Source organism: Gordonia westfalica (genome assembly GCF_900105725.1).
In the GTDB taxonomy this organism is placed as follows: Bacteria; Actinomycetota; Actinomycetes; order Mycobacteriales; family Mycobacteriaceae; genus Gordonia; species Gordonia westfalica.
Genome location: NZ_FNLM01000034.1, coordinates 889,399 through 901,669 on the forward strand (window position 1 = coordinate 889,399; position 12,271 = coordinate 901,669).

10 protein-coding genes are annotated in these 12,271 nt (G+C 68.3%); 1 reads left to right on the forward strand and 9 read right to left on the reverse strand.

Features of this window, described 5'->3' with window-relative positions; all coding sequences use genetic code 11:
• Positions 1-12: 12 nt before the first annotated feature.
• The 5 genes from BLU62_RS09420 to BLU62_RS09440 form a co-directional block, all read right to left on the reverse strand.
• On the reverse strand, positions 13-1,347 hold the full coding sequence (locus tag BLU62_RS09420) for an ammonium transporter (RefSeq protein ID WP_074849253.1): 1,335 nt from the start codon (positions 1,345-1,347) through the stop codon (positions 13-15).
• Between the two features lie 231 nt (positions 1,348-1,578).
• Positions 1,579-3,093: a signal recognition particle-docking protein FtsY gene (ftsY, locus tag BLU62_RS09425; protein WP_074849254.1), complete on the reverse strand. Its 1,515-nt coding sequence runs from the start codon at positions 3,091-3,093 to the stop codon at positions 1,579-1,581.
• Positions 3,090-6,698 (reverse strand): chromosome segregation protein SMC, encoded by a 3,609-nt coding sequence (gene smc, locus BLU62_RS09430; RefSeq protein ID WP_074849255.1) that lies wholly within the window; start codon positions 6,696-6,698, stop codon positions 3,090-3,092. The genes ftsY and smc overlap by 4 nt, the downstream gene beginning before the upstream one ends.
• 44 nt (positions 6,699-6,742) lie before the next feature.
• Positions 6,743-7,024, reverse strand: coding sequence for an acylphosphatase (locus BLU62_RS09435; RefSeq protein WP_074849256.1), 282 nt, complete (start codon positions 7,022-7,024; stop codon positions 6,743-6,745).
• A gap of 5 nt (positions 7,025-7,029) precedes the next feature.
• Positions 7,030-7,488, reverse strand: a complete 459-nt coding sequence (locus BLU62_RS09440; RefSeq protein ID WP_074849257.1) for an OsmC family protein — start codon at positions 7,486-7,488, stop codon at positions 7,030-7,032.
• A gap of 120 nt (positions 7,489-7,608) precedes the next feature.
• Here BLU62_RS09440 and BLU62_RS09445 point away from each other — a divergent pair, with 120 nt between their 5' ends.
• Positions 7,609-8,460 carry a hypothetical protein gene (locus tag BLU62_RS09445; protein WP_074849258.1) on the forward strand — a complete coding sequence of 284 codons (852 nt, stop codon included), beginning with the start codon at positions 7,609-7,611 and terminating at the stop codon, positions 8,458-8,460.
• A gap of 16 nt (positions 8,461-8,476) precedes the next feature.
• Here BLU62_RS09445 and BLU62_RS09450 read toward each other — a convergent pair whose 3' ends face one another.
• From BLU62_RS09450 to BLU62_RS09465, 4 genes are all read right to left on the reverse strand, one after another.
• Entirely contained in the window at positions 8,477-9,871 is a 1,395-nt protein-coding gene (locus BLU62_RS09450; RefSeq protein WP_074852793.1) for an HNH endonuclease, read from the reverse strand.
• A 145-nt stretch (positions 9,872-10,016) separates the two neighbouring features.
• Positions 10,017-10,877 carry a bifunctional DNA-formamidopyrimidine glycosylase/DNA-(apurinic or apyrimidinic site) lyase gene (gene mutM, locus BLU62_RS09455; RefSeq protein WP_074849259.1) on the reverse strand — a complete coding sequence of 287 codons (861 nt, stop codon included), beginning with the start codon at positions 10,875-10,877 and terminating at the stop codon, positions 10,017-10,019.
• Positions 10,878-10,889: 12 nt separating this feature from the next.
• Entirely contained in the window at positions 10,890-11,615 is a 726-nt protein-coding gene (rnc, locus tag BLU62_RS09460; RefSeq protein ID WP_074849260.1) for a ribonuclease III, read from the reverse strand.
• Positions 11,608-12,264, reverse strand: coding sequence for a YceD family protein (locus BLU62_RS09465; RefSeq protein ID WP_208863618.1), 657 nt, complete (start codon positions 12,262-12,264; stop codon positions 11,608-11,610). Before BLU62_RS09465 ends, rnc begins: the two co-directional genes overlap by 8 nt.
• Positions 12,265-12,271: the final 7 nt, after the last annotated feature.

Below are 12,271 nucleotides of genomic sequence, written 5' to 3' on the forward strand. Positions count from 1 at the left end.
TTGGCGTGAGCGTCATGCCAGCTCGTAGGCAGTCTCGGCGTGTTCTGCCTCGTCGATGCCACTCTTCTCGTCCTCATCGCTGACACGCCAGCCGAGCGGCTTGAGCGCGAAGGCGATGACCGCGGTCAGGACACCGGTGAACACGAGGGCGAACAGCGCGATCACGACCTGCACGACGAGCTGCTTGTAGTCGCCGCCCCAGAAGAGGCCGACGTCCTTGGCCAGGAAGCCGATTCCGACGGTGCCCCACAGACCGGCGACCAGGTGGACGCCGACGACGTCGAGCGAGTCGTCGTAGCCGAACTTGTTCTTCATGCCGATGGCGAGCGCGGCCAGAGCACCTGCGATGACACCCAGGATCAGCGAGCCGACGGGGGTCAGCGCACCACAGGCCGGGGTGATCGCGACCAGGCCGGCCACGATGCCCGAGGCGGCGCCGACGCTGGTTGCGTGCTTGTCGCGGACGAGTTCGACTGCGAGCCAGCCGATCATCGCGGCAGCGGTGGCGGCGGTGGTGTTGACCCAGACGAGACCGGTGACGGCGTCGGCGGCGAGCTCGGAACCGGCGTTGAAGCCGAACCAGCCGAACCACAGGAGTGCGGCGCCGAGCATGACGAACGGGATGTTGTGCGGACGGTAGGCGGTGCGGCCGAATCCGGCGCGGGCGCCGACGACGAGGGCCAGGACCAGTGCTGCCATACCTGCGTTGATGTGGACCACGGTGCCGCCGGCGAAGTCGATCGGAGCCACGTTGGCCTCACCGTCGGTGCTGCCGAACATCCACGACGCGAAGCCGTTCTCGGCACCCGACATGATGCCGCCGCCCCAGACCATGTGGGAGAGCGGGAAGTACACGACCGTCGCCCAGATGACCGTGAAGACCGTCCAGGTGGCGAACTTGACGCGCTCGGCGAGCGCGCCCGAGATGAGGGCCACGGTGATCACCGCGAACGTGAGCTGGAAGCCCATGAACACGAAGGACGGGATCGACAGGCCGCCGGTGACGACCAGTTCGGTGTCGTCCGGGCCGGGGATGGTGTCGGCCAGCTGGCCGGACCCGAAGAGTGCGAACGGGTTCGAGAACAGACCCGCGATGTCGTCATCGCCGGTGATGCCGTTGCCGAAAGCCATCGAGAAGCCCCAGAGGACATACACGACGCTGACGGTGGCCAGCGAGATGAAGGACATCATCATCATGTTGAGCACGGACTTGCCTCGAGCGAGTCCGCCATAGAAGAACGCGAGTCCGGGTGTCATCAACAGCACCAATGCGGCACTCGTGACGATCCACGCGGTGTCGCCGGTGTCGAATGCGCCGAACGCTTCTTCTGGCAGCGCCAAAACCACTGTGAAACCTCCTCAGGATGCGCCGACGGCTCGGCGCCTCCAAAGAGAGTGTCGGCACTCGGTTTCCGTGGTGGTGCCTTCACGTTTCAGCCACGTAACCCCATGAGCGATTCATATTTCGCTCAGGTAAATCGCAAGGATGCTTCTGAGGTAGGTCTCAGTTTTGTCCGAGCACATCTAGTTCGGGATTGCCGATCGTGAATCGACTTCACTCGCAGCGCGCCGCCCGACTCACAACAGCGCGTCGACGAAGGCCTCGGGTTCGAACGGTGCCAGGTCGTCCGCGCCCTCGCCCAGACCCACCAGTTTCACCGGCACGCCGAGCTCCTTCTGGACGTGGAAGACGATGCCGCCCTTGGCAGTGCCGTCGAGCTTGGTCAGCACCACACCGGTGATGTCGACGACCTCGGCGAACACCCGTGCCTGCATCAATCCGTTCTGGCCGACCGTGGCGTCGAGCACGAGCAGCACCTCGTCGACCGGCGCCTTCTTCTCCACCACGCGCTTGACCTTGCCCAGCTCGTCCATCAGGCCGGTCTTGGTGTGCAGACGGCCGGCCGTGTCGATCATGACGACGTCGACGCCGGCCTCGATGCCACGGTCGACCGCATCGAAGGCCACGGCGGCCGGATCGGCCTGCTCCTTGCCGCGCACGATCTCCGCACCGACGCGCTCACCCCACGTCTGCAGCTGATCGGCGGCGGCCGCACGGAAGGTGTCGGCGGCGCCCAGGAGCACGCGACGTCCGTCGGCCACCAGGACGCGGGCCAGCTTGCCCGTCGTCGTGGTCTTGCCGGTGCCGTTGACCCCGACCACCAGCACGACGGCCGGACGCCCCGCATGCGGCAGCGCTCGGATCGAGCGATCGAGGGTGGGATCGAGCTGTTCGACGAGCACCCGCTTGAGCAGTGCGCGCGCCTCGTCCGCGGACCTGACCGGGTTCGCGGCCAGTTCGGAACGCAGGGTCTCGACGACGGTCGTGGTGGTCGCCGTGCCGAGGTCGGCCATGACCAGGGTGTCCTCGATCTCCTCCCAGCTGTCCTCGTCGAGGTCACCCGCGCCGAGCAGACCGAGCACGCTCTTGCCGATCGCACCCTGCGACCGCGACAGCCGACCACGCAGCCGACCGAGACGCCCCGCAGTCGGCGCGATCTCCTCGCGCGGCGGTGCCGTCGCCGCACCGGATGCGTCCTCCGGAATCTCGGTGACCGGCTCCTCGACGACCGGCTCCGGCGCCTCCGGCTCGGTCGTTTCCGGCTCTGCGGCGTTCGCCTCCGGCTCGGTCGTCTCCGGCTCTGCCGTCTCCGGCTCTGCTGTCTCCGGTTCTGCCGGTTCCACCACGTCCGCGTCCGGCAGGGACACCTCGGTGATGCCGCGGCGGTGGGCGTCGCGCGGCACCGCGGCGTCGTCGCCGACCGCGGGCTGGCCGTCGACGTCGGTGCGCTCCTCGACCGGCTGGACGGGCGGTTCCGGCTGCACCGGCGGTTCGGGCCTGCGTTCGGGCGCCTGCTTGCGCTCCGGCGGCTCGGCCAGCGCCGTGTCACCCCGACTGAAACTGAAACCCGACCCCGCCTGATAGCCCCCGGATCGATCGACCTGGGGCTTGCTGCCGTCGACGATCTCCGGCTGCGTGGTCGTGTCGGACAGCGAGATGCGCCGACGGCGCGCCAGCACCAGCCCGAGCACGATCAGCGCGGCGATGACGACCACCGCGACGACGATCCCGATGATGATTCCGGTGTTCACTGGCTGGTGTCCTCCTGTTGAGCCACGGGCATGTTCACGCCGCGCATGCGTTGCGAGATGACGGTCGTGATGCCGTCCCCGCGCATGCTGACGCCGTAGAGGGCGTCGGCGATCTGCATCGTGGGCTTCTGATGGGTGATGACGATGAGCTGCGACTTCTCCCGCAGCTGCTCGAACAGCTTGATGAGACGGCGCAGGTTGGTGTCGTCGAGCGCCGCCTCGACCTCGTCCATGACGTAGAACGGCGACGGGCGGGCGCGGAAGATGGCCACGAGCATCGCGACCGCGGTCAGGGACTTCTCCCCGCCCGACAGCAGCGACAGCCTCTTCACCTTCTTACCCGGCGGCCGGGCCTCCACCTCGATGCCGGTGGTGAGCATGTCGTTGGGCTCGGTCAGCACAAGGCGTCCCTCACCGCCGGGGAACAGCGTCTGGAAGACCTGTCCGAACTCGCGCTCGACATCGGCGTAGGCCTCGGTGAACACCTGCAGGATCCGGGCGTCCACCTCCTCGATGACGTCGAGCAGGTCCTTGCGTGCGGCCTTGATGTCCTCGAGTTGCGAGGACAGGAAGTTGTAGCGCTCCTCGAGCGCCGCGAACTCCTCGAGCGCGAGCGGGTTGACCCGGCCGAGGGTGTTGAGGTCCTTCTGCGCCTTCTTCGCGCGGGCCTCCTGCGTGGCGCGGTGGTACGGCATGGGCGCCGGTGCCACCACCTGTTCGCCGCGTCCCTTGGCCTCCTCGTACTCCTGCATCTCCAGGGCCGAGGGCGGCATCGGGACGTCGGGACCGTATTCGGCGATCAGGTCGTCGGGCGACATCGCGAACGACTCGAGGATCTGCTCCTCGAGCTGCTCGATCCGCAGCGCCACCTGGGCGCGGGCCACCTCGTCGCGGTGGACGGTGTCGCGCAACGAGTTCAGCGTGTTGGTCAGTTCGCCGGCCTTCAGGCGCAGCTCGTCGAGCGTCGCCGACCGTGCGATACGGATCTCCTCGAGTTCGTCGCGGCCGGCCTGCGCCGACGCGACCGACGCCGCGAGACGTTCGGCGACCTGGGCTCCGGCCCGCTCGACGGCCGCGGCGACACCCGCGGCCTGCCGGCGGATCTCGTCCTGGCGGCGCGCCCGTTCCCGGGCCTCGCGTTCGCGCTGGGCGGCCCGGCGCAGCGAGTCGGCCTTGCCGCGCACCGACGCGAGGCGTTCCTCGGCGGTGCGCAGGGCCAGCCGCGCCTCCATCTCGGTGCCGCGGGCGATCCCGACCGCCGCCGCGGCGGTGGACCGCTCGGAGTCGTCGGCGGCCATCTCCGGTCCCGAGTCGGATTCGTCGCGGGCCAGGCGCAGCCGTTCCTCGAGCTCGTGCAGCGACTCCAGGGTCTCGGCGCGACCCTTCTCCAGGAGGTTGCGCTGACGCGTGAAGCGATCGGCCTCCGCCCGAGCGGTCCGGATCTCGTGGCCCAGCCGGGCCATCTGCTCATAGGCGGCACCGACACTGGAATCGGATTCGTGCAGCGCGGCGAGGGCCTCTTCGGCCGCCTCGCGACGTTCGCGCTGTTCGGTGAGGGCACCGTCGAGCGCGGCTTCCAGCTCTTCGACGCGGCGCCGGGTGGCGGCCAGCTCGTCGCTCGCGGCGTCGATCGCCGACTGCACCTCGAGCGTCGACGGGCGGCGCGACGATCCGCCTTCGATCGACGCGGGGCCGATCCGATCACCGGCGTGGGTCACCACGCGCACGCCGAGACGACGGGCCAGTTCCAGGCCCTGCGCCGGATCGTCGACGACGACGGTGTCGGCGAGGACGGTGTCGATCGCGTTGCGGATCTCCGGCCCGCAGGTCACCGCGGAGGATGCCCAGCGTGCACCCTCGGGCAGTGCGACATCGCGTTGCCGCACGGATTCGGTGAGGCCGCCGCAGATGAGTGCCGCCCGTCCCCCGTCCCCGGTCTTGAGGGCCTCGAGCGCGCGGACGGCGGCCATGCCGTCGACGGTCACGATGCCGTCGACCGCGGGTCCGAGGGCACCGGCGATCGCGGTCTCGAAACCGGGCTCGACGGTGAGCAGCTCCGACATCGGACCGAGCAGGCCGTCGGGGGCGTTGTCGAGCAGCCAGGCCCCGCCGTCGTTGCGTTCCAGGTTCATCGAGAGCGCCTCGACCCGAGCCGACAGCGAGGCGATGGACTGTTCGGCTTCGCGGTGCTGCGCCTGCAGCGTCGCGACTCGTTCGTTGGACAGGTTCAGCGCGGCGACGCACCGCTCGTGGTGTTCGTCGAGGGCCTGCTCGGAGGCCTCCAGCTGCGCGAGCTCACTGGCTGCCGAATCCTGTTGCGAGGCAGCATTTTCCGCACGTTCGGAGGCGTGGGCGATCGCGGCTGTCAGGCGGTCGGCCTCCGCGTCGGACGACTCCGACCGAGTGCGCAGGTTGTCGACCTGCCCCTCGAGACGGGCCAGGCCCTCACGCCGGTCGGCAATGGCCTGCACCGCGGCCAGATGGGCGGCCTCGGCGGCCTCGGCGACCGACTCGCGCTCACTGAGTACTTCACGGGCCGTCTCGAGCTGTTCGGCGGCGATCTCGACGCCCTCGGTCAGCTCGGCCTCGAGTTCGGCGGCCTCGAGGGCCTGTTCGTCGAGTTCCTCCGGATCCGGTCCGGTGGACTCGGTGGCGGCCTCGCTCAGGTAGCGGCTGCGCTCGGCGGCGACCCGGCGGGTCGCGTCGACGCGCTCGGCGAGGGCCGACAGCCGGAACCAGGCGCGGCTCGCGGCCGCGGCCGCCGGGGTGACCTCGGCGAGATGCTGTTCGTGTTCGGTGAGCTCGGCGTTGGCCCGGTCGAGTTCCGCGGCGACCTCGTCCTGGCGGCGCCGCACCTCTTCCTCGACGGCGGAGTGTTCGGCCATCTCGGTGCGACGGATCACGAGGTCGTCGGCGGCGAGGCGCAGGCGGGCGTCGCGGAGATCGGCCTGGACGGTCTGGGCGCGACGGGCCACCTCGGCCTGCCGGCCGAGCGGCTTGAGCTGGCGCCGCAGTTCGGCGGTGAGGTCGGTCAGCCGCGCGAGGTTGGCCTGCATCGCGTCGAGCTTGCGAACCGCCTTCTCTTTGCGCTTGCGGTGCTTGAGGACGCCCGCGGCCTCCTCGATGAACGCGCGCCGGTCCTCGGGGCGCGATTCGAGGATCGCCGACAGACGTCCCTGCCCGACGATGACGTGCATCTCGCGTCCGATACCCGAGTCGGACAGCAGCTCCTGGACGTCCATGAGCCGGCAGGTGCTGCCGTTGATCTCGTACTCCCCCGCGCCATCGCGGAACATGCGACGGGTGATCGAAACCTCGGAGTACTCGATCGGCAGCTCACCGTCGGCGTTGTCGATGGTGAGCGTGACCTCCGCACGTCCCAGCGGCGGACGTCCGGAGGTGCCCGCGAAGATGACGTCCTGCATCTTCCCGCCGCGCAGCGCCTTGGCGCCCTGCTCGCCCATGACCCAGGTCAGGGCGTCGACGACGTTGGACTTACCGGAGCCGTTGGGGCCGACGACGCACGTGATACCCGGCTCGAAGCGCAGGGTCGTCGCCGAGGCGAACGACTTGAAGCCCTTCAGGGTCAGGCTTTTGAGGTGCACGACGGTACAGACTACTCACCATCGCGACACCTTTCGGGCAACGCTCACCGTTCGAGGAAGCCGACCAGGTCTCCGCGCGCCGGGTCCAGGCTGTCGACCACCAGATCCACCCGACCGGGGGTCTCCCCGGACCGAAGCGCATCGAGCAGAGCCTGCACCTTGTCGCGGGGTCCCTCGGCCACGACGTGCACCCGCCCGTCGGCCTGATTGGACGCGTAACCGACCAGGCCGAGCTCCAGGGCCCGCGACCGCGTCCACCATCGGAAGCCCACGCCCTGGACGTATCCGTGGACGAACGCGGACAGCCGGACGGGGTCGGCACTCATGGGCGTCAGTCCGTCACGATCTTCAGGTCGACCTCGGCGCCGGCCTTGATGGTGCGGCCGACCGTGCACACGGCGTCGATGGCCCGCTCGACGACGACGAGCAGACGCTGTGCGGCCTCCGCGTCGAGTTCGGAGAGGTCGACCTCGAGGATCTCCTCGATCCGCGGGTACACCTCGTTCTCCCGGTCGGCGTCACCGCTGACGCGGATGGTGGCGTCGTAGTCGTCGCCGAGGCGGCGCGACAGCGGACGGTCCGACGACATTCCGGTGCAGGCCGCGAGCGCGATCTTGAGCAGTTCGCCCGGCGTGAAGACCCCGTCGACGTCCTGCGAGCCGATCTTCACCTCGGCGCCGCGCGAGCTGCGCCCGGTGTACAGACGGGTGCCGGTGCGCTCGACCCAGAGGTCGGTGTGCGCGGGCTCCGCGGCCTGGGCCGGGGCGGCGGTGTTCTGTTCGATCGTCATGCTGGGATGAGTCCTCTCAGGCGGCGGGGCGGCGCTGGCACCGCAGACCATAGTAAGAGCTGCGATTCAGGAAAGATTCCCGGCGCGCATGAGTGTGAGACGGTCGCTACCGTCTCCGACATGGCTCGCAGACCGGTGACGCATGCGTTGGACCCGTTGACTCGTAGATGGTGGCGGGCGGTCGGACGGCCCGTCGACCTCTCTACTCCGGACTTCGCTTTCCTGGCTGCGCCCCACAACGGCCGGCTTGAGGTCGGCGACGCCTGGCTGCACCGATACGAGAAGCGAGGCGAGGTCGACCCGCCGTCGCCGAACGCCGGCCTGTTCGACGACATGTCGGTACTCGACGGACCGGACTTCCGGGCTGCGGACCTCCACCCGATGGTCCGCGACTTCTACGAACACACCGGATCGTGGCGGATGGAGGTCTGGTCGCAATGGAATCCGCTGTTCGCTCCCGGCGGGATGGCTGTCGCCGCGCTGTTCGGCCGGCGCGTCGAACAACTCGCATTGCCGACCGAACCCCTGTCCGTGAGCCGTGGCATGTCGAGTGAGGTCCGTGTCGTCACCGGCGACTCGGGGCACCGGGAGGGTGCGGCCTGGCTCCGGCGCCTGCGCCTCGACGGCTCTGCTGTGTACAGCGGGTTCTATCGCTGGGCGGTCCTGCCGGGGCAGCCACAGCCGCACGTCGCGGTCGCCTTTCCGCTCGAACTCGGCAACGTCCATGTGTTCCTCACCCCACGCGCGGAGGCCGACGGGGCACTGACCTTGACGTCCCGATCTCGTCGATTCGGCGAGGACGGCGCCTACGTGTCGGTACTCTTCGGCGAGGAGTGGCACTCGGCGCAGCCGCCTCTGCGGGAGTCGTTCCGGGTGTATGTCGACGACGAAGGTGTCCTGCGCACCGATCACGAACTGAGGGTCGGGCGATTCCGGGCCTTACGGCTGCACTACCGATTGGAACGGCACTGACACCGCGGGCGGGTCGTCAGGCCGCCGCCGACTCTCGGCTTGCGTTGCGTTCCTTCCATTCCCACACCGCGTAGATCACCTCGGTCGCATACCCGAGGTCGAGCTTGCCGCCGCCCACAGGCACTGTCGCATCGGCCGCGATCTTCGAGTCTGGCTGCCACAACCCTGGGGCACGTGTCGCGGGACCCACGTCGATCACCGAACCACCCGGCCGGTGGAACGAAAACCGTTGCGCCCCATGACCGGTGATGCTGAACTCACCCCGATGCAGCGCACGGTGACAGCTTCCACACAACAGGATCAGGTTGTCCAGCTCGGTCTCCCCACCGGCCGACCAGAACACCACGTGATGGGCGTGCAGATGCCGTGTGCGTTCACAGCCGGGCGTCTGGCAGCACCGGTCTCTCAGGAACAACGCCCTGACGAGTGCCTTGTTCGGCGTTCGCGACCTACGCCCCAACCCCAGCAACGCCAACTTTCCCGGAGCGCCGGAAACCCTGCTGGACAGCGCCTTACGGACCGCAGCACCGCAGTGCGCCTCCTCCAACTCGGCCTCCGACAGTGCCGGCCCGTCGTCAAGGTGGGCCTGTTCCCCACCCTCGTCGGTATGGATCAGAATCTCGGCTCCCGGCGCAAGATCAGGCATCGCGATCCCCTCGTGCACCATGTCGGCCATCGCCACCATCGCCGGCGCCAGATTCGACGGCACATTCCGCCACAGGTCCCGCCGATTCGCCGGCTTGACCTCGGAATCCGGTTCTCCCTCCACGGTCTCCAACTCGCTCGAAGCGTTCCGCGGAACGTTCGACACCGCAGGCAGATCCGCATCGTCGCAGGTCCGGGTTCGTTCGTACTCCGCGCGGACCGCACCGGCCAGGACCCGGGCACCATCAAGCGGAGACAGCCTCAGCGACACCAACAAGGAGCCATCCGCATTCCACTTCCACCGGCCTGTCGACTCCACCGGCGGCCGATCCCCCGACTCGATGCCACGATCCCGATCGATCTGCCCCATCGCACGTACCGCCCGCTCCAGCTGCGACGCAGTACAGGACAACGCCAGATTCACCAGCTCCTTCTCCCGCAACGAGGTCGCCACGCGCGTCAGCGCCCGCACCTTCGAATACGACAACCGCCCCGCACCGAAAGCCTGCCGAATCAGCGGCAACTCCGTCAAAGCCTTCGCCACCCGCACCTGCTCCTGCGCCGTGCGCTGAGAAACACCGGCCTTCCACGACAACCAGTGCGCGAGCGAATGAATACCCGGCCCTCGCCACGACTCCCGCTCATCCAACTCCGCAACCAGAGACAAGAACTCGGCGGTGAGCGCGGTGATCTGCGCGGCATGACCCAGCACTCTGCTTTCCAACGCCTCATCGGACAGAGACGCCGGATCCGCGCCGTCGAACATCGACGACACATTCTCACCGTGCAGCACCGAAACAGACACCCCAAGCCCCCAGCTGTTCGAACGGATATGCGAACAACTTAGCGGCGCCCACCGACAAAATGCCTGGCCACGTGTCTACGAGCGTTCCGCGGAACGCTCGAAGCCTTCAGCGCGCGCGACGCCGAGGAGCAGTCTGGCACTTCGGGCAGAAGTACGAGCTGCGGTTCATGAACGACTCCCGGCGCATGATCGCCCCGCAGCGACGGCACGGCTGCCCTTCGCGTCCGTAGGCGTTGAGCGACCGCTCGAAGTAGCCCGACTGCCCGTTGACGTTCACGTACAGCGCATCGAAGGACGTGCCCCCGACCTCCACCGCCTCGGTCATCACCGCGGTCGCCGCCTCGATCAGTTCGAGCAGCTTTTTGCGTGAGATCGTCTCGGCGACACGCGCACCGTGAAGTCGGGCCCGCCACAGCGCCTCGTCGGCGTAGATGTTGCCGACCCCGGAGATGACCGTCTGGTCGAGCAGGACGCGTTTGATCTCGGAGTGCTTGGCGCGCATGCGCGTTACGACGCCCGCCGCGTCGAAGGCGGGGTCGAACGGGTCGGGCGCGATGCGCGCCACCGACACCGGGATGTCGTCCACATAATCGTCGAGATGCCAGCCGCCGAAGGTGCGCTGGTCCACGAAGCGAAGTTCGTTGTCGTCGTCGAGGTGCGCGCGGATACGGAGATGGGTGTGATCGGGTGCCCCGTCGCGGGCGATCAGCATCTGCCCGCTCATGCCCAGATGTACGACGAGGGCGGCGCGGTCGGTGTCGTCGGCGACATCGATCCACATGTACTTGCCGCGACGACGCACCCCGGTGACGTGTTTGCCGGCCAGGCGACCGATCAGATCGGGCTCGCCGCCGACGTGACGACGCGCGGAGCGGGGATGGAGAACCTCGACCGAGGTCACCGTCCGCCCGGTCAGATGCTTCTCGAGACCCATCCGTACGGTCTCGACCTCGGGTAGTTCAGGCATGAACTGCCGGTGTCACGAGGAGGAGGCGGCGCGTTCGGTGAGCGCCGTCCACGCGAGCGCAGCCGCCTGCTGCTCGGCCTCTTTCTTGGTGCGTCCGACGCCCTCGCCCAGGTTCTCCCCCGCGACCATCGCGATCGCGGTGAACTCCTTGTTGTGGTCCGGGCCGGTGGACGAGATCTGGTACTGCGGCGGGCCGTAACCGCGCTCGGAGCTCAGCTCCTGCAGCGAGGTCTTCCAGTCCAGTCCGGCGCCGAGTTGCCCCGCCTTCTCGATGCGCTCGTCGAACAGACGCAGGATGATCCGCTGCGAGGTCTCCAGCCCGTGGCTGAGAAACACCGCGCCGAACAGCGATTCGAGGCCGTCGGCTAGGATCGAGTCCTTGTCGCGACCGCCGGTCATCTCCTCGCCGCGGCCGAGGTACAGGTACATTCCCAGGCCGCCCTCCCCGAGACCGCGCGCCACGTCGGCGAGGGCATGCATGTTCACCACGCTGGCACGAATCTTGGCGAGCTCGCCCTCCGGCCGATCGGGGAAATGCAGGTACAGGCGTTCGGTGATCACCACGCCGAGGACGGAGTCCCCGAGGAACTCCAGACGCTCGTTGGTCGGCAGACCGCCGTGCTCGTAGGCGTACGAACGGTGCGTGAGCGCCAGCGTCAGAAGGTCTTCGGGGATGTCGGTGTCGAGCGCGGCGAGCAACGCGGCCCGCCGACCATCCTCACGTTTGGTCTCAGTCACGACGGTCCTGGTCGTCCGGGTTCCCGTCTTCCGAGATTTCGGAGAACTTGTCGGCGAGACCGGCCCACCGGGGGTCGATCAGCTCGTGCGCGTGACCGGGTTCGGCGACCGCGAGCCGGATGCCGCACACCTGGCACAGCCCCTCACAGTCCTCTGAACAGAGCGGCGACATCGGCAGTTCCAGCGCCACCGCGTCGATGATCGACTGCTCGAGATCGATGCGGTCGTCGACGATGCGGTGCACGTCGTCTTCCTCGGTGGTCTGCTCGGTCACGCTGTCCGGGTAGGCGAACAGTTCGGTCAGGAACACGGTCACCGTGCCGTCGATCGGTTCGAGACAACGCGAGCACTGACCGGTGGTCTCACCGCAGACGGTGCCGGTCACCAGGATTCCCTCGCTGACCGACTCGAGACGGAGGTCGAGGTCGACCTCGGAGCCGGCCGCGATACCGATCATCTCGACCCCGAGCTTGTCGGTGGTCGTCACCGTCCGGTGAACCTCCGACATGGTGCCGGGGCGACGACCCAACGACCGGACGTCGAGGACGAAGGGATCGCGCCGCGGCGCGGAATCGGGACCGTGCGACGTTTCAGATGTCACAGCATGATCAGACACAATCTGCACCATACGCTGGCGATCACGAATCATCGACTGC